General features: G+C 62.5%; 15 protein-coding genes, 2 tRNA genes and 3 rRNA genes. 10 read left to right on the forward strand and 10 right to left on the reverse strand.

Translation table 11 applies throughout. The features are described 5' to 3' along the window. Positions 1-349 precede the first annotated feature (349 nt). The 8 genes from BLS50_RS06040 to BLS50_RS06075 form a co-directional block, all read right to left on the reverse strand. A complete protein-coding gene (locus BLS50_RS06040; protein WP_011544492.1) occupies positions 350-2023 on the reverse strand; it encodes a long-chain fatty acid--CoA ligase in 1674 nt (557 codons plus the stop codon). Positions 2024-2160: 137 nt separating this feature from the next. Further along, positions 2161-4236, reverse strand: coding sequence for a molybdopterin-containing oxidoreductase family protein (locus BLS50_RS06045; protein WP_074801383.1), 2076 nt, complete (start codon positions 4234-4236; stop codon positions 2161-2163). A gap of 380 nt (positions 4237-4616) precedes the next feature. Beyond that, positions 4617-4729 (reverse strand): 5S ribosomal RNA (rrf, locus tag BLS50_RS06050). Between the two features lie 181 nt (positions 4730-4910). Next, positions 4911-7792 (reverse strand): 23S ribosomal RNA (locus BLS50_RS06055). Positions 7793-8123: 331 nt separating this feature from the next. Next, positions 8124-8199: transfer RNA gene (locus tag BLS50_RS06060), tRNA-Ala, on the reverse strand. A 41-nt stretch (positions 8200-8240) separates the two neighbouring features. After that, positions 8241-8317 (reverse strand) — tRNA-Ile (locus BLS50_RS06065). A gap of 62 nt (positions 8318-8379) precedes the next feature. Next, positions 8380-9912: ribosomal RNA gene (locus BLS50_RS06070) — 16S ribosomal RNA — on the reverse strand. Together the 16S, 23S and 5S rRNA genes with 2 tRNA genes alongside form the textbook arrangement of a ribosomal RNA operon. Positions 9913-10476: 564 nt before the next feature. Continuing rightward, the gene (locus BLS50_RS06075; protein WP_074801386.1) at positions 10477-11253 is read right to left on the reverse strand and encodes an enoyl-CoA hydratase; all 777 of its coding nucleotides are present in this window, start codon (positions 11251-11253) and stop codon (positions 10477-10479) included. A 129-nt stretch (positions 11254-11382) separates the two neighbouring features. On the opposite strand from BLS50_RS06075, the gene paaN reads away from it, so the two are divergent. The 5 genes from paaN (at position 11383) to paaK (ending at position 17007) form a co-directional block, all read left to right on the forward strand. Then, positions 11383-13089, forward strand: coding sequence for a phenylacetic acid degradation protein PaaN (paaN, locus tag BLS50_RS06080; protein WP_074801390.1), 1707 nt, complete (start codon positions 11383-11385; stop codon positions 13087-13089). An 87-nt stretch (positions 13090-13176) separates the two neighbouring features. Beyond that, positions 13177-14379, forward strand: coding sequence for a 3-oxoadipyl-CoA thiolase (gene pcaF / locus BLS50_RS06085; protein WP_012327842.1), 1203 nt, complete (start codon positions 13177-13179; stop codon positions 14377-14379). Between the two features lie 45 nt (positions 14380-14424). Beyond that, the gene (gene paaG / locus BLS50_RS06090; protein WP_074801392.1) at positions 14425-15216 is read left to right on the forward strand and encodes a 2-(1,2-epoxy-1,2-dihydrophenyl)acetyl-CoA isomerase PaaG; all 792 of its coding nucleotides are present in this window, start codon (positions 14425-14427) and stop codon (positions 15214-15216) included. A 1-nt stretch (position 15217) separates the two neighbouring features. Next, positions 15218-15670 (forward strand): hydroxyphenylacetyl-CoA thioesterase PaaI, encoded by a 453-nt coding sequence (gene paaI / locus BLS50_RS06095; protein ID WP_011546526.1) that lies wholly within the window; start codon positions 15218-15220, stop codon positions 15668-15670. Between the two features lie 38 nt (positions 15671-15708). After that, positions 15709-17007 (forward strand): phenylacetate--CoA ligase PaaK, encoded by a 1299-nt coding sequence (gene paaK / locus BLS50_RS06100; RefSeq protein ID WP_074801395.1) that lies wholly within the window; start codon positions 15709-15711, stop codon positions 17005-17007. 286 nt (positions 17008-17293) lie between these two features. On the opposite strand, the gene mltA is transcribed toward paaK, so the two are convergent. Next, positions 17294-18418: a murein transglycosylase A gene (mltA, locus tag BLS50_RS06105; protein WP_027809350.1), complete on the reverse strand. Its 1125-nt coding sequence runs from the start codon at positions 18416-18418 to the stop codon at positions 17294-17296. 28 nt (positions 18419-18446) lie between these two features. On the opposite strand from mltA, the gene BLS50_RS36275 reads away from it, so the two are divergent. After that, positions 18447-18590, forward strand: coding sequence for a hypothetical protein (locus tag BLS50_RS36275; RefSeq protein WP_006482075.1), 144 nt, complete (start codon positions 18447-18449; stop codon positions 18588-18590). 21 nt (positions 18591-18611) lie between these two features. Here the strand turns inward: BLS50_RS36275 and apaG are convergent, their stop codons facing one another. Next, positions 18612-18986 (reverse strand): Co2+/Mg2+ efflux protein ApaG, encoded by a 375-nt coding sequence (apaG, locus tag BLS50_RS06110; protein ID WP_006477037.1) that lies wholly within the window; start codon positions 18984-18986, stop codon positions 18612-18614. Positions 18987-19163: 177 nt separating this feature from the next. Between apaG and rpe the strand changes: the two genes are divergently transcribed. The 4 genes from rpe (at position 19164) to BLS50_RS06130 (ending at position 23083) form a co-directional block, all read left to right on the forward strand. Beyond that, the gene (gene rpe, locus BLS50_RS06115; protein WP_006482066.1) at positions 19164-19850 is read left to right on the forward strand and encodes a ribulose-phosphate 3-epimerase; all 687 of its coding nucleotides are present in this window, start codon (positions 19164-19166) and stop codon (positions 19848-19850) included. Between the two features lie 4 nt (positions 19851-19854). Next, complete coding sequence (locus BLS50_RS06120) at positions 19855-20619, forward strand: phosphoglycolate phosphatase (RefSeq protein WP_027813568.1); 765 nt, start codon at positions 19855-19857, stop codon at positions 20617-20619. Between the two features lie 357 nt (positions 20620-20976). After that, on the forward strand, positions 20977-22470 hold the full coding sequence (trpE, locus tag BLS50_RS06125) for an anthranilate synthase component I (protein WP_006477040.1): 1494 nt from the start codon (positions 20977-20979) through the stop codon (positions 22468-22470). Between the two features lie 13 nt (positions 22471-22483). After that, positions 22484-23083: an aminodeoxychorismate/anthranilate synthase component II gene (locus tag BLS50_RS06130; RefSeq protein ID WP_006477041.1), complete on the forward strand. Its 600-nt coding sequence runs from the start codon at positions 22484-22486 to the stop codon at positions 23081-23083. The last annotated feature ends 3 nt before the right edge of the window (positions 23084-23086 follow it).

A 23086-nucleotide genomic window follows, 5' to 3' on the forward strand; every position in this document is an offset into this window, starting at 1 on the left:
GTCGGTGGGTCGGTGGGTCGGTGGGTCGGTGGGTCGGTGGGTCGGTGGGTCGGTGGATCGGTGGATCGGTGGATCGGTGGATCGGTGGATCGGTGGATCGGTGGATCGGTGGATCGGTGGATCGGTGGATCGGTGGATCGGTGGATCGGTGGATCGGTGGATCGGTGATTGGTGATTGGTGATTGGATGGTAGCTGTCGACACGCCCTCCAGCCGTCAGCTCGAAAAAGGCTTGCCGCCGCGCCCCGCACGAAACGGGCGCTTCCGGTCATCCACCCGCAGCCGCAAACAAAAAACCCGGCACAGGCCGGGCTTTTCGTTCAACCGCATCGTTGCGTGCGTTGCATGCGTTACGCACGCCCATCGCGCAGTTCGCGTCGCAGGATCTTGCCGACGTTCGTCTTCGGCAGCTCCGTACGGAACTCGACCAGCTTCGGCCGCTTGTACCCGGTGAGCCGCTCCTTGCAGTAGGCAAGGATGTCCTTGTCGGTCAGCGCCGGATCCTTTTTCACGATGAACAGCTTCACGGCTTCGCCGGAATGCTCGTCCGGCACGCCGACCGCCGCCACCTCGAACACGCCCGGATGCGACGCCACCACGTCCTCGACTTCATTCGGGTACACGTTGAAGCCGGACACGAGAATCATGTCCTTCTTGCGATCGACGATCTTCACGTAGCCACGCGCATCCATCACGCCGACGTCGCCCGTCTTGAAGAAGCCGTCCGCGAACATGACCTTCGCGGTCTCGTCCGGCCGGTTCCAGTAGCCGGCCATCACCTGCGGTCCGCGAATGCAGATCTCGCCCGGCTCGCCGAGCGCGACGTCGTTGCCGGCATCGTCGCGGATCGCGACTTCGGTCGACGGCAGCGGCAGGCCGATCGTGCCGCTGTATTCGGTCGCCGTCACGGGGTTGCAGGTCGCCACCGGCGAGGTTTCGGACAGCCCGTATCCTTCGATGATCGCGGTACGCGTCTTTTCATACCAGCGCTTCGCGACGCCCTCCTGGATCGCCATACCGCCACCGTTGGCGATCACGAGCTTCGACAGGTCGAGCTGACCGAATTCCGGGTGGTTCAGCAGCGCGTTGTACAGCGTGTTGACGGCCGGAATCGTCGAGATCTGGTAGCCCTTCAGTTCCTTGATCATGCCGGCGATGTCGCGCGGGTTCGGGATCAGGATACCCATGCCGCCCGTACGCATCGTCAGGAAACCGCACACGGTCAGCGCGAACACGTGATACAGCGGCAGCGCGACAACTGTCACGAACTGTTCCACCTCCGGATACTTCTCGTGAGCCGGATGATGCCAGGCGCCGGCCTGCAGCACGTTCGACACGATGTTCCGGTGCAGCAGCGTCGCCCCCTTCGCGACACCGGTCGTACCACCCGTGTACTGCAGGAACGCGACGTCGTCGGGGCCGATCTTCTGCGGCTTGAACGCCAGTCGCGCGCCCTCCGACAGCGCGGCCTTGAAGCGCGTGAACGACGGCAGCTGCCACGCAGGCACCATCTTCTTCACGTTGCGCACCACGTAATTGACGAGCCATCCCTTGATGCCCAGCAGATCGCCCATCGATGCGACGACCACGTGCTTGACGGCCGTATTGGCGATGACGGCCTGCAGCGTCGACGCGAAATTCTCCAGGATGACGATTGCCTCCGCACCGCTGTCCTTCAGCTGATGCTCGAGCTCGCGCGGCGTATAGAGCGGATTGACGTTGACGACGGTATAGCCAGCGCGCAGGACCGCGGCGATCGTCACCGGGTACTGCAGCACGTTCGGCATCATGATCGCGACCCGCGACCCGCGCGCCAGGCCGCGGGATTGCAGCCATGCGCCGAACTGGCGCGACAGCTTGTCGAGTTCGCCGTACGTGATGCCCTTGCCCATGCAGACGAACGCGGTACGGTCGCGATACTGACGGAAGCTCTCGTCGAGCAGGTCCGGGACGGACGGATAAGGAGAGGAGTCAATTTCGGCTGGAACGCCGGGTGGGTACGATTTCAGCCAAATTTTGTCCATACCGCGCGTCTCCTCACAGATTTTCGAATGGTCGTGCTAAAACGCATCGTAACGGCTCCCCCGCCCCGAGACAACAGGGTTAGATGTCCACTTCGAACTTCCATATCAATTTCGTCTGATGATACGGCGATATTCGATCAAATCCGCTCAACTTCCACAAGACAATCGTAAAACGTCGCCGAATTCCCCAAATCGGTCAGCGCCTGACTCGTCACCTCGTTCGCGTTCCTACCGTCCGGCGACAGCTTCTTCCACCAGATCGACAATCCGACGACGAGCCCGGCACGCGCCCGGTCGGTAATGCGCGCGAGTGCCTGCATCGAGCCACGGTCATTGAAGATGCGGACGGTGTCGCCCTCCGCGATGCCGCGCGCATCGGCGTCGGACGGGTGCATGTCGAGGTGCGGCTCGCCTTCCGTCGAGCGCAGGCTGTCGACGTTCACGAATGTGCTGTTCAGGAAGTGGCGGGCCGGTGGCGAAATCATCGCCAGCGGATAGCGCGCGGCAAGCTCGGGCGCGGCTTCAGCCGACTCGAACGGAGGCAGGTAGTCAGGGACCGGGTCCATGCCCATCTGTTCGAGCCGTGGGCTGTAGAACTCGCACTTGCCGGAGGGCGTGCGGAAACCACCATTCGCGAACGGCGCCTCCGGCAGCTTGAGCTTCAGCCAGCCGGCCCGCTTCAGCGTGTCCCAGTCGCTGTCGAGCGCCGGATCGTCCCAGCGAAGCGCCGCGCGAGCGACCTCTTCGTCGCTGTGATAAAGCGCCGGTTCGTCGAGTCCCATGCTGCGCGCGATTCCCCGGAAGATCTCCGTGTTCGGCCGCGCGTCACCCACCGGCGGAATCGCCGGCAGGTTCGCCATCACGTAGGTATGGCCGTACGACTTATGCACGTCCAGATGTTCGAGCTGCGTCGTCGCCGGCAATACAATGTCGGCGAAATCGGCCGTATCTGTTTTGAAGTGCTCGAGAACGACCGTGAATAAGTCGTCGCGAGCAAAGCCCGCGGCAACCTTCGACGAGTCCGGCGCGACCGCCACCGGATTCGAGTTGTATACGATCACCGCTTCGACTTTCGGCCCGAATGTCGCGTTGCCGGGGTGCAGCAGTGCGTCGCCGATCGCGTTCATGTTGATGATGCGCGGCAGCTTATGCGGCCAACCCGGCATCAGATCCGGACGCAGCAGCGCCGCCTGGTTGACCGGCGCGGATTCCGACGACGAGAGCAGCAGGCCGCCCGCCCGGTCGCGCCACGCCCCCGTCAGTGCCGGCAGGCTGGCAATCGCACGCACCGCATTGCCGCCGCCGCGAACACGCTGCATACCGTAGTTGAGGCGAATCGACGCCTTGCGCGTAGCGCCGTAGCGACGCGCAAGATCGACCAGCTCCGACGCATCGATGCCGCAGATCTGCGCAACGCGTTCCGGCGGATAGGACATTGCGCGCGCCTTGAGCGCGTCGAAGCCGAGCGTATGGTCGGCGATGTAATCGTGATCGAGCAGGTTTTCGGTGATCAACACATGCATCATGCCGAGCGCAAACGCGCCATCGGTACCGGGCTTCAATGCAATGTGCTGATGGCATTTCTCCGCAGTCAGCGAACGATACGGGTCGATCGCGACCAAACGCGCGCCACGGCGCTTCGCTTCCTGGGCGCGGGTCCAGAAGTGCAGGCTCGATGCAATCGGATTCGCGCCCCATATCAGAATCAGTTCACTTTCCTCGAAGTACTCGAGGTGCATGCCGACACTGCCGCCGTATGTGTATCGCAGCCCCGCTGCGCCGGCCGCCGCGCAGATCGCACGCTCCAGCCGCGAAGCGCCGAGCTTGTGGAAGAAACGCTGGGCAATACCCTCGCCTTGCACGAGCCCCATCGTTCCCGCATAGCTGTACGGCACGATCGCTTCCGGCGCGCGTGCGGTGATTTCACCGAGGCGACGTCCGATCTCGTCGAACGCCTCGCTCCAGCTGATCGGCACGAAGCGCCCTTCCCCTTTTGCGCCGACGCGCTTGAGCGGGACAGTGAGGCGATCGGGATGATGAACGCGATCCGCGTATCGACTGACTTTCGTGCACAACACGCCCTGCGTCGGCGGATGGTCGGGATCGCCGGTGACCTTGATTGCCTTGCCGTTCTCGACGGTCACACGCATTGCGCACGTGTCCGGACAATCATGCGGGCAAACGGCCCGCGCTACCTGGGTGGCGGCGTTCATCGTTTTGAATGTAGAGATGGGGGGGTTCGCAAATTTTACGTGGACGCGCCGAATAAAGCGTTCATTTCGCAGCGATTTTGGATGATCTGCCCGGCGGTCGAGTGGAAGGGTGGCGGGCTGCCACGGACGGAAAGCTGATCATATGATCGCGCTTGTCGATACGCTGCGGAGAAGAAATTGCGTCTTGATCGAAGATACGATCAATAAGCAATTGAATCGCCGGAGATAGAAGCGATTGAGGGAATGGGATGCAGGGATTGATTGCGTGGGTGAGATGCTAATGCAGTAGCGTTGGTAAGGCTTCACCCCGCCATGCACATTTCCGCCGCGCCAATGCAAAAACCCCCGCCTTTCGGGCGGGGGTTCTTGGCTTGAAGGGAGCCTGACGATTACCTACTTTCACACGGGAATCCGCACTATCATCGGCGTAGAGTCGTTTCACGGTCCTGTTCGGGATGGGAAGGGGTGGGACCGACTCGCTATGGTCATCAGGCAAAGGGGGTTGTTGCGTTGCTTCGCAGCGCAACCAATCTTGGAAGAAGCAGTAATTGAGGTTGTGAGCTGTATCTCACACGTACGCGGTACTTCAACCGCAGTACGTCGAGTGCTTTGCACTCGACGCTCGATATCCGTAAGCGCTGAAGCGCTAACGGCTATCGAGACAGACTTGTTATAGGATCAAGCCTTACGGGCAATTAGTATCAGTTAGCTGAACGCATTACTGCGCTTACACACCTGACCTATCAACGTCCTGGTCTCGAACGACCCTTCAAGGGGATCTAGTCCCCAGGGATATCTCATCTTAAGGCGAGTTTCCCGCTTAGATGCTTTCAGCGGTTATCTCTTCCGAACATAGCTACCCGGCGATGCCACTGGCGTGACAACCGGTACACCAGAGGTTCGTCCACTCCGGTCCTCTCGTACTAGGAGCAGCCCCCTTCAAATATCCAACGCCCACGGCAGATAGGGACCAAACTGTCTCACGACGTTTTAAACCCAGCTCACGTACCTCTTTAAATGGCGAACAGCCATACCCTTGGGACCGGCTACAGCCCCAGGATGAGATGAGCCGACATCGAGGTGCCAAACACCGCCGTCGATATGAACTCTTGGGCGGTATCAGCCTGTTATCCCCAGAGTACCTTTTATCCGTTGAGCGATGGCCCTTCCATACAGAACCACCGGATCACTATGACCTGCTTTCGCACCTGCTCGACTTGTCGGTCTCGCAGTTAAGCACGCTTATGCCATTGCACTATCAGCACGATTTCCGACCGTACCTAGCGTACCTTCGTACTCCTCCGTTACGCTTTGGGAGGAGACCGCCCCAGTCAAACTGCCTACCATGCACTGTCCCCGACCCGGATCACGGGCCAAGGTTAGAACCTCAAACAAACCAGGGTGGTATTTCAAGGACGGCTCCACCGAAACTAGCGTTCCGGTTTCATAGCCTCCCACCTATCCTACACAGATCGGTTCAAAGTCCAATGCAAAGCTACAGTAAAGGTTCATGGGGTCTTTCCGTCTAGCCGCGGGTAGATTGCATCATCACAAACACTTCAACTTCGCTGAGTCTCGGGAGGAGACAGTGTGGCCATCGTTACGCCATTCGTGCAGGTCGGAACTTACCCGACAAGGAATTTCGCTACCTTAGGACCGTTATAGTTACGGCCGCCGTTTACCGGGACTTCAATCAAGAGCTTGCACCCCATCATTTAATCTTCCGGCACCGGGCAGGCGTCACACCCTATACGTCCACTTTCGTGTTTGCAGAGTGCTGTGTTTTTATTAAACAGTCGCAGCCACCAGTTTATTGCAACCCCTTCACCCTCCTGGCGCAGGCCAGTCAAGCTACAAGGGCGTACCTTATCCCGAAGTTACGGTACCAATTTGCCGAGTTCCTTCTCCCGAGTTCTCTCAAGCGCCTTAGAATACTCATCTCGCCCACCTGTGTCGGTTTGCGGTACGGTCATCATTAGACTGAAGCTTAGAGGCTTTTCTTGGAACCACTTCCAATTGCTTCGCTCCCTAGGGAGCTCGCGCCACACCCTTGAATTACGCGCCCGGATTTGCCTAAGCGCCTTCTCCAATGCAGCGACCGGGACTTCCAACACCCGGACAACCTTCCGCGATCCGTCCCCCCATCGCATCTAACAATGGTGCAGGAATATTGACCTGCTTCCCATCAGCTACGCATTTCTGCCTCGCCTTAGGGGCCGACTCACCCTACGCCGATGAACGTTGCGTAGGAAACCTTGGGCTTACGGCGAGGGGGCCTTTCACCCCCTTTATCGCTACTCATGTCAGCATTCGCACTTCCGATACCTCCAGCACCCTTTACAAGGCACCTTCGCAGGCTTACGGAACGCTCTCCTACCATGCGAGCAAAGCTCGCATCCGCAGCTTCGGTATATAGCTTAGCCCCGTTACATCTTCCGCGCAGGACGACTCGATCAGTGAGCTATTACGCTTTCTTTAAAGGGTGGCTGCTTCTAAGCCAACCTCCTGACTGTTTTAGCCTTCCCACTTCGTTTCCCACTTAGCTATATTTGGGGACCTTAGCTGGCGGTCTGGGTTGTTTCCCTCTTGACACCGGACGTTAGCACCCGATGTCTGTCTCCCGTGATTGCACTCTTCGGTATTCGGAGTTTGCTATGGCGGGGTAATCTGCAATAGACCCCCCAACCATGACAGTGCTCTACCCCCGAAGGTGAGACACGAGGCACTACCTAAATAGTTTTCGGAGAGAACCAGCTATTTCCAGGTTTGTTTAGCCTTTCACCCCTATCCACAGCTCATCCCCTAACTTTTCAACGTTAGTGGGTTCGGACCTCCAGTACGTGTTACCGCACCTTCATCCTGGCCATGGATAGATCACCTGGTTTCGGGTCTACGCCCAGCAACTGAACGCCCTATTCGGACTCGCTTTCGCTACGCCTGCCCTATACGGTTAAGCTTGCTACTGAACGTAAGTCGCTGACCCATTATACAAAAGGTACGCCGTCACCCCTTACGAGGCTCCGACTGTTTGTATGCATGCGGTTTCAGGATCTATTTCACTCCCCTCCCGGGGTTCTTTTCGCCTTTCCCTCACGGTACTGGTTCACTATCGGTCGATCACGAGTATTTAGCCTTGGAGGATGGTCCCCCCATCTTCAGACAGGATTTCACGTGTCCCGCCCTACTTGTCGCACACCTAGTTCTTTCATACTGTTTTCGCCTACAGGGCTATCACCTGCTATGGCCGCACTTTCCAGAGCGTTCGGCTAACAATACAAATAAAGAGTGCAAGGCTCATCCCATTTCGCTCGCCACTACTTTGGGAATCTCGGTTGATTTCTTTTCCTGCGGTTACTTAGATGTTTCAGTTCACCGCGTTCGCTTCACATGGCCTATGTATTCAGCCATGGATACTCCAAAAGGAGTGGGTTTCCCCATTCGGACATCTACGGATCAAAGCTCGTTTGCCAGCTCCCCGTAGCTTTTCGCAGGCTACCGCGTCCTTCATCGCCTGTGATCGCCAAGGCATCCACCACATGCACTTGTTCGCTTGACCCTATAACGAGTCTGTCTCATCGACAGTCGCTACAGGTTGAGTTCTCGCGTTGTGCCGTATTCCAATTGATGTCGGTCCGGCGTTAGCGCTTTAGCGCTTACGCAGGCCCCACTCCCGAAGGGAGTAGACCCGAATCATCTTGAGATACATCGATACAATCACAACCCGGATAACTTCCACGTCCATCTCAAGACGCTTCCGCTATCCAAATTACTTACTTCTTCCAGATTGTTAAAGAACGACAGCCGATACTTTCGTACCGCTCTGACTGGCTCAATCGCCAATGAGAAAAACTCGAACAATCATCATTCGAATGTTTGTCATTGAGGATTGGTGGAGGCAGACGGGATCGAACCGACGACCCCCTGCTTGCAAAGCAGGTGCTCTCCCAGCTGAGCTATGCCCCCATGTACAGAATTCCTCAGGTGTGTACCGCCACACAAGACGGTGGTGGGTCTGGTTGGATTCGAACCAACGACCCCCGCCTTATCAAGACGGTGCTCTAACCGACTGAGCTACAGACCCCTGAGTCTGTCTTTAATTTACAGCCGATAAGCGTGAGCGCTCAACTTTGCGAGAAGCTCTGGAAAGGAGGTGATCCAGCCGCACCTTCCGATACGGCTACCTTGTTACGACTTCACCCCAGTCATGAATCCTACCGTGGTGACCGTCCTCCTTGCGGTTAGACTAGCCACTTCTGGTAAAACCCACTCCCATGGTGTGACGGGCGGTGTGTACAAGACCCGGGAACGTATTCACCGCGGCATGCTGATCCGCGATTACTAGCGATTCCAGCTTCATGCACTCGAGTTGCAGAGTGCAATCCGGACTACGATCGGTTTTCTGGGATTAGCTCCCCCTCGCGGGTTGGCAACCCTCTGTTCCGACCATTGTATGACGTGTGAAGCCCTACCCATAAGGGCCATGAGGACTTGACGTCATCCCCACCTTCCTCCGGTTTGTCACCGGCAGTCTCCTTAGAGTGCTCTTGCGTAGCAACTAAGGACAAGGGTTGCGCTCGTTGCGGGACTTAACCCAACATCTCACGACACGAGCTGACGACAGCCATGCAGCACCTGTGCGCCGGTTCTCTTTCGAGCACTCCCGCCTCTCAGCAGGATTCCGACCATGTCAAGGGTAGGTAAGGTTTTTCGCGTTGCATCGAATTAATCCACATCATCCACCGCTTGTGCGGGTCCCCGTCAATTCCTTTGAGTTTTAATCTTGCGACCGTACTCCCCAGGCGGTCAACTTCACGCGTTAGCTACGTTACTAAGGAAATGAATCCCCAACAACTAGTTGACATCGTTTAGGGCGTGGACTACCAGGGTATCTAATCCTGTTTGCTCCCCACGCTTTCGTGCATGAGCGTCAGTATTGGCCCAGGGGGCTGCCTTCGCCATCGGTATTCCTCCACATCTCTACGCATTTCACTGCTACACGTGGAATTCTACCCCCCTCTGCCATACTCTAGCCTGCCAGTCACCAATGCAGTTCCCAGGTTGAGCCCGGGGATTTCACATCGGTCTTAGCAAACCGCCTGCGCACGCTTTACGCCCAGTAATTCCGATTAACGCTCGCACCCTACGTATTACCGCGGCTGCTGGCACGTAGTTAGCCGGTGCTTATTCTTCCGGTACCGTCATCCCCCGGCTGTATTAGAGCCAAGGATTTCTTTCCGGACAAAAGTGCTTTACAACCCGAAGGCCTTCTTCACACACGCGGCATTGCTGGATCAGGCTTTCGCCCATTGTCCAAAATTCCCCACTGCTGCCTCCCGTAGGAGTCTGGGCCGTGTCTCAGTCCCAGTGTGGCTGGTCGTCCTCTCAGACCAGCTACTGATCGTCGCCTTGGTAGGCCTTTACCCCACCAACTAGCTAATCAGCCATCGGCCAACCCTATAGCGCGAGGCCCGAAGGTCCCCCGCTTTCATCCGTAGATCGTATGCAGTATTAATCCGGCTTTCGCCGGGCTATCCCCCACTACAGGACATGTTCCGATGTATTACTCACCCGTTCGCCACTCGCCACCAGGTGCAAGCACCCGTGCTGCCGTTCGACTTGCATGTGTAAGGCATGCCGCCAGCGTTCAATCTGAGCCAGGATCAAACTCTTCAGTTCAAACCTGTTACTGTTTTCGGTTCTTTCGAACCGGTCGCTCACTCAAAGCTGACAGGAATATGAATCACTTCATAAACCTGACTTACTTTAGTGTGAGACTCTTGATACTTTCGCTATCTGATCCGAGGATCAGCTCGCTTTCATCAAGCGCCCACACTTATCGGCTGTTAATTTTTAAAGAGCATTTCTGCGAGGGATCTGAACCCCTCAGCAGCGCTGCGTTTTCAGCAGCAGAGAAGCGAGATTATGAACCGTGTTTCGCAGCTCGTCAACAACTTTCTGAACGACTTCGTTGCGACTGCGGGGCTCAACTTCCGTACCGCCGAGGCTCGCTACCGCCGAACCTCAACAGCACTGCTTCCCTTCCTTTCGCGTCGTGTTTCCGTTGGCGCGAAAGAGGCGTGATTCTAAGCACCCGCCCCCATCCACGCAAGCGCTTTGTGAAGAAAGTTTGAAAAAACCTCCGTGCGCTGCCGCGCACGGGGGCTTTTGATGAACGGGTCAAGGCGATTACGCCGATAACCGATGCAGGCCAGCCACCGGACCCCGGCCGACGCCAGTCGATCAGCGGTGCTTGAACACCGGCTTCCGCTTCTCGACGAATGCCGCCATCCCTTCCTTCTGGTCTTCGGTTGCGAACAGCGAATGGAACAGCCGGCGCTCGAAGTGAACGCCTTCAGCCAGCGTCGTCTCGTACGCGCGGTTCACCGACTCCTTGACCATCATGACCGCCGGCAGCGAAAACTCGGCGATCGCCGTCGCGGCAGCAATCGCCTCCTCGAGCACCTTGTCGGCCGGCAGCACGCGCGAAACGAGCCCGGCACGCTCGGCCTCGGCGGCGTCCATGAAGCGCGCGGTCAGGCACATGTCCATCGCCTTCGCCTTCGATACCGCGCGCGGCAGACGCTGCGTACCGCCCGCGCCCGGCATGACGCCCAGCTTGATTTCCGGCTGACCGAACTTGGCCGTGTCCGCCGCGAAGATGATGTCGCACATCATCGCGAGTTCGCAGCCGCCGCCCAGCGCAAAGCCCGAAACCGCGGCAATGATCGGTTTGCGGATCTCGCGGACCGTCTCCCAGTTGCGCGTGATGTAGTCGCCCCGATAAACATCCATATAGGAGTAGGTCGCCATCATGCCGATGTCCGCGCCGGCCGCGAATGCCTTCTCGCTCCCGGTCACGACGATCGCACCGATATCGTCGTCCGCATCGAACGCCTTCAGTGCCGCGCCCAACTCATCCATCAGCGCATCGTTCAGCGCATTCAGCGCCTTCGGACGGTTCAGCGTCACCAGACCGACACGCCCCCGGGTCTCCACCAGGATGTTCTCATAAGCCATCTATTTCTCCTCGATCAATGAAATGAGAAACGCCTCGCACATGCGAATAGTTTGATGCTACCATTCTCCGACCAACCGGTCGGTTAATTAATCGATCCAATTCCTCTCAACGTTCATCAGGCCGCCGCCATGACCCACGCACTGTTCACGAAGCACGAAGACACGCTGAAACACGCACTCGCCGCCATCGAGAGCCGCGGGTACTGGAGCCCGTTCGCCGAAATGCCGAGCCCCAAAGTGTACGGGGAAAGCGCCAGCGCGGACGGTGAGGCCGCGTTCAAGTCACACCTCGACAAGACCTTCGTGCTCGACCAGCCGGCGACTGGTGAAACGGTCGGCGCCGAGCGCTCGCCGTACGGCATCGCGCTGGGCGTCCGGTACCCGAAATCGGCGCCCGACGCACTGATCGCTGCCGCCGCCGCCGCGCAACACACGTGGCGCGAAGCCGGCCCGAGCGCGTGGGTCGGCGTCAGCCTCGAAATCCTCGCGCGCCTGAACCGCGCAAGCTTCGAAATTGCCTACAGCGTGATGCACACCACCGGGCAAGCCTTCATGATGGCGTTTCAGGCCGGCGGCCCGCACGCGCAGGACCGCGCCCTCGAGGCGGTCGCCTATGCGTGGGACGAACTGCGCCGCATCCCGGCCGATGCGCACTGGGAAAAACCGCAAGGCAAGAACCCGCCGCTCGCGATGCACAAGCGCTACACGATCGTGCCGCGCGGCACGGGCCTCGTGCTCGGCTGCTGCACGTTCCCGACCTGGAACGGCTACCCGGGCCTGTTCGCCGACCTGGCAACCGGTAATACCGTGATCGTCAAACCGCACCCCGGCGCGATCCTGCCGCTCGCCATCACGGTGCGGATCGCCCGCGACGTGCTGCGCGAAGCCGGGTTCGATCCGAACGTCGTCACGCTCCTCGCGACCGAACCCAACGACGGCGCCCTCGTCCAGGACCTCGCGCTGCGCCCCGAGATCAAGCTGATCGACTTCACCGGCAGCACGCAGAACGGCACGTGGCTCGAACGCCATGCCCACCAGGCACAGGTCTACACCGAGAAAGCCGGCGTCAACCAGATCGTGATCGACTCGACCGACGACCTGAAGGCCGCCGCCAAGAACATCGCGTTCTCGCTGGCGCTGTACTCCGGCCAGATGTGCACGGCACCGCAGAACATCTACGTGCCACGCGACGGCATCCGGACGACCGACGGCCATGCGAGCTTCGACGAAGTCGCGCAGGCGATCGCGGTTGCCGTGCAAAAACTCACCGGCGACCCGGCTCGTTCGGTCGAACTGATCGGTGCGATCCAGAACGAAGGCGTGACTGCGCGCATCGACGACGCGCGCAAGCTCGGCCACGTACTCGCGGACAGCGTGACGCTCCAGCATCCCGCCTTCCCCGATGCGCGCGTGCGTACGCCGCTCGTGCTGCAACTCGACGTGGCCGACCGCGAGAAATTCACACAGGAGTGGTTCGGCCCGATCTCGTTCGTGATCGCGACCGACTCGACCGCGCAGTCGCTCGATCTCGCCGGTGAAATCGCAGCCGAGCATGGCGCGCTGACCCTCTCCGTCTACAGCACGGACGATGCAATCGTCGACGCCGCACACGACGCGGCAGTGCGTGGCGGCGTCGCGCTGTCTATCAATCTCACGGGCGGCGTATTCGTCAACCAGTCGGCCGCGTTCTCCGACTTCCACGGCACAGGCGCGAACCCGGCCGCCAACGCAGCGCTGGCCGACCCGGCATTCGTCGCCAACCGGTTCCGCGTGGTGCAAAGCCGCGTCCATGTTGCCCCGAAGGCGGCACCCGCGGAAGCTGGCCAGACGGCATAACCCGATTGGCCGACGTGCAAACGCCACTACGTTCTCTACCATGAACGAATCCGCCACCCGGCGGGTTCGTCACTCACCGATACGCTCATGACAGACGCCTACATCTGCGATGCGATTCGCACCCCCATCGGCCGCTACGGCGGCGCCCTGAAAGATGTCCGTGCCGACGACCTCGGCGCAGTGCCGCTCAAGGCGCTGATCGAGCGCAATCGCGACGTCGACTGGGCGGCGATCGACGACGTGATCTACGGCTGCGCGAATCAGGCCGGCGAGGACAACCGCAACGTCGCGCGCATGTCGGCGCTGCTGGCGGGCCTGCCTACTGCCGTGCCGGGCACGACGCTGAACCGGCTGTGCGGTTCCGGCATGGACGCGGTCGGCACGGCCGCGCGCGCGATCAAGGCAGGTGAAGCGCGCCTGATGATTGCAGGCGGCGTCGAGAGCATGACGCGCGCGCCGTTCGTGATGGGCAAGGCCGCAAGCGCGTTCGCGCGCCAGGCCGACATCTTCGACACGACGATCGGCTGGCGCTTCGTCAATCCGCTGATGAAACAGTTGTACGGCGTCGATTCGATGCCGGAGACGGCCGAGAACGTCGCGGTCGACTACGACATCAGCCGCGCGGATCAGGACTTGTTCGCGCTGCGCAGCCAGCAGAAGGCCGCGCGGGCACAGCAGGACGGCACGCTCGCTGAAGAAATCGTCGCGGTCACGATTCCGCAGAAGAAAGGCGATGCCATCGTCGTGTCGCGCGACGAACATCCGCGCGAAACGTCGCTCGAAGCGCTCGCGAAACTGAAGGGCGTCGTGCGTCCCGACGGCTCGGTAACGGCCGGCAACGCGTCGGGCGTGAACGACGGCGCCTGCGCGCTGCTGCTCGCCAATGCGCAGGCGGCCGACCAGTATGGCCTGCGCCGCCGCGCGCGCGTCGTCGGCATGGCGACCGCCGGCGTCGAGCCGCGCGTGATGGGCATCGGCCCCGCGCCGGCCACGCAGAAACTGCTGCGCCAGCTCGACATGCGCATCGACCAGTTCGACGTGATCGAACTGAACGAGGCATTCGCGTCGCAAGGTCTCGCCGTGCTGCGCATGCTCGGCGTCGCCGACGACGATCCGCGCGTGAACCCGAATGGCGGTGCGATCGCTCTGGGCCACCCGCTCGGCGCATCGGGCGCGCGGCTCGTCACCACGGCACTCCATCAACTCGAGCGTACCGGCGGCCGCTTCGCGCTCTGTACGATGTGCATCGGCGTCGGCCAGGGCATCGCGATCGCGATCGAACGCGTGTAACCCACGCGCCGCCCGCCTATAACGAAGTCATGAAGGAGACACTGCATGTCCTATCAGGCGATCCAGCTGGATATCGATCAGGCCGCGGGCGTGGCCACGGTCACGCTCAACCGGCCCGACAAGCTGAACAGCTTCACGCGGGCGATGCATCGCGAACTGCAGTCGGCGCTCGATGAGGTCGAGGCGGCCGGCGCGCGCGCGCTGATCCTGACGGGTGCGGGGCGCGGCTTTTGCGCGGGTCAGGATCTGGCCGACCTCGACTTCACGCCGGGCGCGCCCACCGATCTCGGCACGCTGATCGACGAGCATTTCAATCCACTGATCCGCCGCCTGCAGCGTCTGCCGATTCCGGTGATCGCCGCCGTCAACGGCACGGCAGCCGGCGCCGGCGCGAATCTGGCACTGGCGTGCGACCTGGTGTTTGCCGCCCGCTCGAGCAGTTTCATCCAGGCCTTCGTCAAGATCGGACTCGTGCCCGATTCGGGCGGCACGTGGTTCCTGCCGCAACGCGTCGGTATGGCACGCGCGCTGGGGCTCGCGCTGACCGGTGACAAGCTCGGCGCCGAGCAGGCCGAACAGTGGGGCCTGATCTGGCGTGCGGTCGACGACGACGCGCTCGTCGCGACAACCCGCCAGCTCGCCACCCAGCTCGCGCAGCAGCCGACGCTCGCCATCGCATCGATCAAGCAGTCGATGCGAGACAGCGTCACCAACACGCTCGATCAGCAGCTCGACGTGGAACGCGACCTGCAGCGCAAGCTCGGCCAGTCGCACGACTATGCGGAAGGCGTGCAGGCTTTCATCGAGAAGCGCGCACCACGCTTCGAGGGGCGTTGACATGACGAATGCCACCGCCACGCTCGACCCTGACTCGCTCGCCCGCGCCACCGCGCAGGCCATGTACGACGCCGACGCCTGCAGCCGCGCGTTCGGTATGGAAATCGCCGAAGTACGCGCCGGGTACGCCCGCCTGCAGATGCGCGTGCGGCCCGAATTCCTGAACGGGCACCAGACCTGCCACGGCGGGATCATCTTCACGCTCGCCGATTCGACGTTCGCGTTCGCGTGCAACTCGTACAACCTGAATGCGGTCGCGGCCGGCTGCTCGATCGAATTCCTCCGCCCCGTGCACGGCGGCGACCTGCTGACGGCCGAGGCGATCGAGCAGGCACGTGCCGGCCGCCACGGCATCTACGACATCCGCGTCACGAACCAGACAGGCGAGACGGTCGCGATGTTTCGCGGCAAATCCGCCCAGATCAAGGGCACGGTCATCCCGGAAGACCACTGACGTCGGCGGCCCGTCCATAACAAACACTGGAGACATGCATGACTACCCCGCTACCGCTCGAGCTGATCGAGACCGCCTCACGCGACGAGCTGACCGCGCTGCAGCTCGAACGCCTCAAGTGGTCGCTCCGGCATGCGTATGACCACTCGCCCGTCTATCGCCGCAAGTTCGACGAAGCGGGCGTGCATCCGGATGACGTGACGACGCTCGCCGACCTGTCGCGCTTCCCGTTCACGACGAAGGGCGATCTGCGCGACAGTTATCCGTTCGGGATGTTCGCGGTGCCGCAGGACCAGATCTCGCGCATCCACGCGTCGTCCGGCACGACCGGCAAGCCGACGGTCGTCGGCTATACGGCCACCGACATCGACACGTGGGCGAATCTCGTCGCACGTTCGATCCGCGCCGCGGGTGCGCGCCGCGGCGACAAGGTGCACGTCAGCTACGGTTACGGGTTGTTCACGGGCGGGCTCGGCGCGCACTACGGCGCCGAACGCGCGGGCCTCACCGTGATCCCGTTCGGCGGTGGCCAGACCGAGAAGCAGGTACAGCTGATCCAGGATTTCCGGCCAGACATCATCATGGTCACGCCGAGCTACATGCTGTCGATCGCCGACGAGATCGAGCGCCAGGGCCTCGATCCGGTGCGGAGTTCACTGCGCATCGGCATCTTCGGCGCGGAGCCGTGGACCAACGACATGCGCGTCGCGATCGAACAGCGGATGGGCATCGATGCGGTCGACATCTACGGGCTGTCCGAAGTGATGGGCCCGGGCGTGGCATCCGAATGCGTCGAGACCAAGGATGGCCCGACCATCTGGGAAGACCACTTCTATCCGGAAATCATCGACCCGGAAACCGGCGAAGTACTGCCGGACGGCGAACTCGGCGAGCTCGTGTTCACGTCGTTGACGAAGGAAGCGCTGCCGATCATCCGTTACCGCACCCGTGACCTCACGCGCCTGCTGCCGGGCACCGCCCGAACGATGCGCCGGATGGAGAAGATCACCGGCCGGTCGGACGACATGATGATCGTGCGCGGCGTCAACGTGTTCCCGACGCAAATCGAGGAACAGTTGCTCAAGCAGCGCGCACTCGCGCCACACTATCAGATCGTGCTGACGAAGGAAGGCCCGCTGGACGTGCTGACGCTCAACGTCGAGCCCTGCCCGGAAACCGCGCCCGACACCGCGGCGATCCAGGCGGCGAAACAGGCGCTCGCGTACGACATCAAGTCGCTGATCGGCGTGACGGCCGTGATCAACGTGCTGCCGGTGAACGGCATCGAGCGATCGGTCGGCAAGGCGCGCCGCGTCATCGACAAGCGCAAGAGCTGAGGCCACCTCGCCGCGCAGGCGAGCGGCGCGAACTTCGCGCACTCGCCGCACGCACGCCGCGCAGCGGCGAATCCGAGCCTGCAAATGAAACAGCCCGGTCGGCCAACGCCGATCGGGCTGTTCTACTCCAAGGCGTCGTTCGACGTGACACGCAGAGCATCACGCGAACTGAAATCAGACGGACACACCGGCGATCAGACCGGCACGCCCCGCGCACAATGAGACGCGCCATCCTGCCGCGTCTCGTCCACGAGCCACCATCCGGGCAACCCGCGCCGCCCCCAAATCACGAATTCGGGAACAGCAGCCACATCCGGCCGACCTGCTTCATCCGGCCGGCCTGGTCGCCCGCGTCGTCGCCGAGCCCCCAGAAATAGTCTGCCCGCACGCCGCCCTTGATCGCCGAGCCCGTATCCTGCGCGAACACGAGCCGGTTCATCGGCGTATTTGTCAGCGGACGCGTGGTCTGCAGGAACACCGGCGTGCCGAGTGGGATCGACGACGGATCGACCGCGATCGAGCGCTCAGGCGTCAGCGGCACGCCGAGCGCACCGATCGGACCGTCCGCGCCGCCGTGCGGCGCATCCTCCTTGGTCGGCATGTCGCGGAAGAACACGAAGCGCGGATTCGTATCGAGCAGTGCGTCGACGCGCGTCGGATTCGCCTTCGCCCAGGCCTTGATGCCCTGCATCGTCGCCTGCGCGGGCGTCAGCTCGCCGCGATCGAGCAGCCATTTGCCGATCGAACGGTACGGTTGATTGTTGGTGCCACCGAAGCCGACCCGCATCACCGAACCGTCGTCGAGCAGCACGCGCCCCGAGCCCTGCACCTGCAGGAAGAACGCCTCGATCGGATCGTCGACCCACACGAGTTCGTTGCCGTTCAGGATGCCGGCGCGCTCGAGCTGCGCGCGTGCCGGCAGCGCGGCGCCCGCGCGATAGCCGGCCGGCCAGCGATAGAGCGCGTACTGATACGGGCCGCGACGCACGCGCGAACCGTGCAGCAGCGGCTCGTAATAGCCGGTCACGAGCCCGTCGAGCGTACCGTCGGTATTCGCGAGCTGGAACGGCGTGAAATACGTTTCGAAGAAGGTGCGAGCGCTGCTGACGTCGAGTTCGTCGAGCCGGTCGGCGGCCGCGCAAGCGCGCGTCCAGGCCGGCTGACGCGCAAGCCGCGCGCAATTTTGCCGCAGCGCGGCCGTCGCGCCGATCAGCGAATCGTCCTGCCAGCCCGGCACCTGCTGCCACGCGACCGGCGTGAGCCGCTTTGCGGCGACCTGCCCCGGCACGATCGCCGCGCCGGTCGGCGGCTTCAGCGCGGAAGTTCGCGTCGGCGCGCCGCCGCACGCCGCGAGCAGCGCCGCCGCAGCAGCAGCGGCCATCCACCCGGCCAGCCGGGGCCCAAACCACATACAATGTCCGTTCTTGATGGAAACCGCCATGTCAGATTTTCTCGACCAATATCCGATGCTCATCTTCGCGCTCGAAGCCTTCGTAGCGCTTGCCCTGCTGATCTTCATCGTCGTGTGGACGTCGTCGGGCAGAAAGAAGCAGGCCCGCCACAACGACCGCCAGCCGCGCTGACGCACGGCCCTCACTGCACGCTCAATGCAGCGTGCGCGGCATGTGCAGGGCGAACTCGTCGACCGGCGCCTCGAAACGCTCGCCGTCCTCCGCCACGCAGAAGTACGCGCCGCGCATCGTGCCGACCGGCGTCGCGATCACGGCCCAGCTCGTGTATTCGAAATGCTCGCCCGGCTGCAACAGCGGCTGGTGCCCGACGACGCCGAGCCCCTTCACTTCCTGCACATGGCTCTCGCTGTCCGTGATGATCCAGTGACGGGCGATCAGCTGCGCCGCGACCTGTCCGGTATTGCGGATCGTCAGCGTGTACGCGAATGCGTATTGACGGTGATCGGGGTCGGATTGTTCCGGCAAGTAGCTGGTTTTCACCGAAACGGTGAACTGATACTGACTCATGGTGTGTCCGCTCTAGGTAACCGCGCGCGCCGACTCGAGCGGCCGGGCCGCGGGCGCGCCGCATTGGTTCGGCATTCTATGCGCAATCGGGCCGCAACCGCACGGCCTGCCGCCGCGCACCGAGTCGCCGGACGGTAGAATGACGGTTTTGCGCCGCAACGTCCCCGCTCCCCTGTCATGACTCAATTCCGCATCGCCCCCAGCATCCTGTCGGCCGACTTTGCACGGCTCGGCGAAGAAGTCCGCAACGTGGTCGCCGCCGGCGCCGACTGGATTCACTTCGACGTGATGGACAACCATTATGTGCCGAACCTGACGATCGGCCCGCTCGTCTGCGAGGCGATCCGCCCGCACGTGCAGGTGCCGATCGACGTGCACCTGATGGTGCGTCCGGTCGACCGGATCGTGCCCGATTTCGCGAAGGCCGGCGCGAACCTGATCAGCTTCCACCCGGAAGGCTCCGATCACATCGACCGCACGCTGTCGCTGATCCGCGACCACGGCTGCAAGGCCGGTCTGGTGTTCAATCCGGCCACGCCGCTGAACTACCTCGACCACGTGATGGATCGCCTCGACTTCGTGCTGCTGATGTCGGTGAACCCCGGTTTCGGCGGCCAGTCGTTCATTCCGGAGACGCTGAACAAGCTGCGCGAGGCGCGCGCCCGCATCGACGCGTACACCGAGCGCACCGGCCGCGAGATCCTGCTCGAAGTCGACGGCGGTGTGAAGGCCGACAACATCGCGGAAATCGCGGCGGCCGGCGCGGACACGTTCGTCGCGGGTTCGGCGATCTTCGGCAAGCCCGACTACCGCAAGGTGATCGACGAGATGCGCGCGGCGCTCGCGACCGTCGAACGGAGCTGACGCCATGGCCGACTCGTCGTTCGCCGGCCGCGCGCCGGCCGGGGCCGCCACGGACGCGGCCCCGATCCGCTTCGCCGCGCCGCGCATCGATGCGGCGCTGATCGACCTCGACGGCACGATGGTCGACACGGCCGACGATTTCACGGCCGGCCTGAACGGGATGCTCGCGCAGCTCGGCGCGCCGGCCACGTCGCGCGACGAAGTGATCGGCTATGTCGGCAAGGGCTCCGAACACCTGATCCAGAGCGTGCTGAAGCCGCGCTTCCCGGCCGACGAAGCGCACGCGCGCTTCGACGACGCACTCGCGATCTACCAGACCGAATACGCGAAGATCAACGGCCGCCACACGCGTCTCTATCCGGACGTGGCAGCCGGGCTCGACGCGCTGCGCGCGGCCGGCATCCGGCTCGCGTGCGTGACGAACAAACCGCACCGCTTCGCAGTCGAGCTGCTCGAGCAATACGGGCTGGCCGGCAGCTTCGGCATCGTGCTGGGCGGCGACAGCGTCGCGCGCAAGAAGCCCGATCCGTTGCCGATGCTGACGGCCTGCGACGCGCTGGGCGTCGCGCCGGACGCCGCGGTCGCGATCGGGGACTCGGAAAACGACGCGCTGGCCGGCCGCGCGGCCGGGATGGCGACGCTAACGGTGCCGTACGGCTACAACCACGGCAAAGCTATACAAACGATAAATTCGGATGGTATAGTCGATTCGTTGCTGGTCGCGGCTCGCGCAATTTCCGCGCACAACGCCGGCCGGCCAACCCTCTGATTATTTCTTCCATCCGCATGTTTCTGAATAAAAAACGGAGTCTGAGCAGCATCGACCGGGGAGCCTGGCCCTGGCGTCGCTGGTCGCGCTAACCTCTTCGATGAGGTACGCTGAAGCACGTCTTCAGCGCCGTTTTTTATCTCGCTGCGCATCCGCGCGCCGATCGTCGCACCACCTCGAGTTCCACCGTGTCCGAACGCTTGCGTTCAGGCTCGGCCGCAGGCTCGCGACGTTCACGCCCGGAGTGCCGGCCGGCAACAGGCACTTCTCGATCGACCGCCCTTTCGCCGACGGCCACCCGCGCAGCGTCAAGTGATCCCTGGCGCACGCGCCGCTCGTCCCGAACAGGACCGGAACATGACCGAACTCGAATTCCAATCGCTGGCGAACGAAGGCTACAACCGCATCCCGCTGATCGCGGAGGCCCTCGCCGATCTCGAAACGCCGCTGTCCCTCTACCTGAAGCTGGCCCAGCCCGAACGGGCGGGCGCCAACTCGTTCCTGCTCGAATCGGTGGTCGGCGGCGAACGTTTCGGCCGCTACTCGTTCATCGGCCTGCCCGCACGCACGCTCGTGCGCACCCGCAACGGCGTGTCGGAAGTCGTGCGCGACGGCCAGGTCGTCGAGACGCACGACGGCGATCCGTTCCAGTTCATCGAATCGTTCCAGGCCCGCTTCAAGGTCGCGCAGCGCCCGGGCCTGCCGCGTTTCTGCGGTGGCCTCGCCGGCTACTTCGGCTACGACGCGGTGCGCTACATCGAGAAGAAGCTCGCGAACACCGCGCCGCGCGACGATCTCGGCCTGCCCGACATCCAGTTGCTGCTGACCGAGGAAGTCGCGGTGATCGACAACCTCGCCGGCAAGCTCTACCTGATCATCTACGCGGACCCGGGCCAGCCCGAAGCGTATGCGAAGGCGAAACACCGCCTGCGCGAACTGAAGCAGCGCCTGCGCACGACCGTGCAGCCGCCCGTCACGTCGGCGAGCGTGCGCACCGAAACGTTCCGCGAATTCAAGAAGGACGACTACCTGGCCGCCGTGCGCCAGGCGAAGGAATACATCGCCGCCGGCGAGCTGATGCAGATCCAGGTCGGCCAGCGGCTCACGAAGCCGTACCGCGACAATCCGCTGTCGCTGTACCGCGCGCTGCGTTCGCTGAATCCGTCGCCGTACATGTATTACTACAACTTCGGCGATTTCCACGTGGTCGGCGCGTCGCCGGAAATCCTGGTGCGCCAGGAAAAGCGCGGCGAAGACCAGATCGTCACGATCCGGCCGCTCGCCGGCACGCGCCCGCGCGGCAACACGCCCGAGCGCGACGCGGAACTCGCGACCGAGCTGCTGAACGATCCGAAGGAGATCGCCGAGCACGTGATGCTGATCGACCTCGCGCGCAACGACGTCGGCCGCATCGCGGAAATCGGCTCGGTGCAGGTGACCGACAAGATGGTGATCGAGAAGTACTCGCACGTGCAGCACATCGTCAGCTCGGTCGAAGGCAAGCTGAAGCCCGGCATGACGAACTACGACGTGCTGCGCGCGACGTTCCCGGCCGGCACGCTGTCCGGCGCGCCGAAGGTGCGCGCGATGGAACTGATCGACGAGCTCGAGCCGGTCAAGCGCGGGCTGTACGGCGGTGCGGTCGGCTACCTGTCGTTCTCGGGCGAGATGGATCTCGCGATCGCGATCCGCACGGGCCTGATCCACAACGGCAACCTGTACGTGCAAGCGGCGGCCGGCGTCGTCGCGGATTCGGTACCCGAATCCGAATGGCAAGAGACCGAGAACAAGGCGCGCGCGGTGCTGCGTGCGGCCGAACAGGTCCAGGACGGCCTCGATAGCGACTTCTGACCGGAGACTGACCATGCTGCTCATGATCGACAACTACGACTCGTTTACCTACAACCTGGTCCAGTACTTCGGCGAACTCGGCGAGGACGTGCGTACCTACCGCAACGACGAAATCACGCTCGACGACATCGCGCGCCTGAACCCCGATACCATCTGCCTGTCGCCCGGCCCGAGCAATCCGCAACACGCGGGCATCACGCTCGACGTGCTGCGTGAATTCGCCGGCAAAAAGCCGATCCTCGGCGTCTGCCTCGGCCACCAGGCGATCGGCGAAGCGTTTGGCGGTCGCGTCGTGCGCGCGAAGACCATCATGCACGGCAAGGTGAGCCGGATCGAAACCGACTGCCGCGGCGTGTTCGCCGACCTGCCGAAGCATTTCGACGTGACGCGCTACCACTCGCTCGCGATCGAGCGCGAATCGCTGCCCGACTGCCTCGAGGTGTCCGCGTGGACCGACGACGGCGAGATCATGGGCGTGCGCCACAAGACGCTGCCGGTCGAAGGCGTGCAGTTCCACCCGGAATCGATTCTCTCGGAGCATGGCCATGCGCTGCTCGAGAACTTCCTGAAGCAGCATCGCGCAGCGGCCCATGCCGCCGCACCGGCTGCCTGACGG

It is taken from the genome of Burkholderia orbicola, from assembly GCF_900100915.1.
GTDB lineage: Bacteria > Pseudomonadota > Gammaproteobacteria > Burkholderiales > Burkholderiaceae > Burkholderia > Burkholderia orbicola.

Coding starts and splice junctions, on each gene's coding strand:
- BLS50_RS06130 (WP_006477041.1), top strand. CDS start 22,484: ATGCTGCTCATGATCGACAACTACGACTCGTTTACCTACAACCTGGTC.
- trpE (WP_006477040.1), top strand. CDS start 20,977: ATGACCGAACTCGAATTCCAATCGCTGGCGAACGAAGGCTACAACCGC.
- rpe (WP_006482066.1), top strand. CDS start 19,164: ATGACTCAATTCCGCATCGCCCCCAGCATCCTGTCGGCCGACTTTGCA.
- apaG (WP_006477037.1), bottom strand. CDS start 18,986: ATGAGTCAGTATCAGTTCACCGTTTCGGTGAAAACCAGCTACTTGCCG.
- BLS50_RS06120 (WP_027813568.1), top strand. CDS start 19,855: ATGGCCGACTCGTCGTTCGCCGGCCGCGCGCCGGCCGGGGCCGCCACG.
- paaI (WP_011546526.1), top strand. CDS start 15,218: ATGACGAATGCCACCGCCACGCTCGACCCTGACTCGCTCGCCCGCGCC.
- pcaF (WP_012327842.1), top strand. CDS start 13,177: ATGACAGACGCCTACATCTGCGATGCGATTCGCACCCCCATCGGCCGC.
- BLS50_RS06075 (WP_074801386.1), bottom strand. CDS start 11,253: ATGGCTTATGAGAACATCCTGGTGGAGACCCGGGGGCGTGTCGGTCTG.
- paaN (WP_074801390.1), top strand. CDS start 11,383: ATGACCCACGCACTGTTCACGAAGCACGAAGACACGCTGAAACACGCA.
- BLS50_RS06040 (WP_011544492.1), bottom strand. CDS start 2,023: ATGGACAAAATTTGGCTGAAATCGTACCCACCCGGCGTTCCAGCCGAA.
- BLS50_RS06045 (WP_074801383.1), bottom strand. CDS start 4,236: ATGAACGCCGCCACCCAGGTAGCGCGGGCCGTTTGCCCGCATGATTGT.
- paaK (WP_074801395.1), top strand. CDS start 15,709: ATGACTACCCCGCTACCGCTCGAGCTGATCGAGACCGCCTCACGCGAC.
- BLS50_RS36275 (WP_006482075.1), top strand. CDS start 18,447: ATGTCAGATTTTCTCGACCAATATCCGATGCTCATCTTCGCGCTCGAA.
- paaG (WP_074801392.1), top strand. CDS start 14,425: ATGTCCTATCAGGCGATCCAGCTGGATATCGATCAGGCCGCGGGCGTG.
- mltA (WP_027809350.1), bottom strand. CDS start 18,418: ATGTGGTTTGGGCCCCGGCTGGCCGGGTGGATGGCCGCTGCTGCTGCG.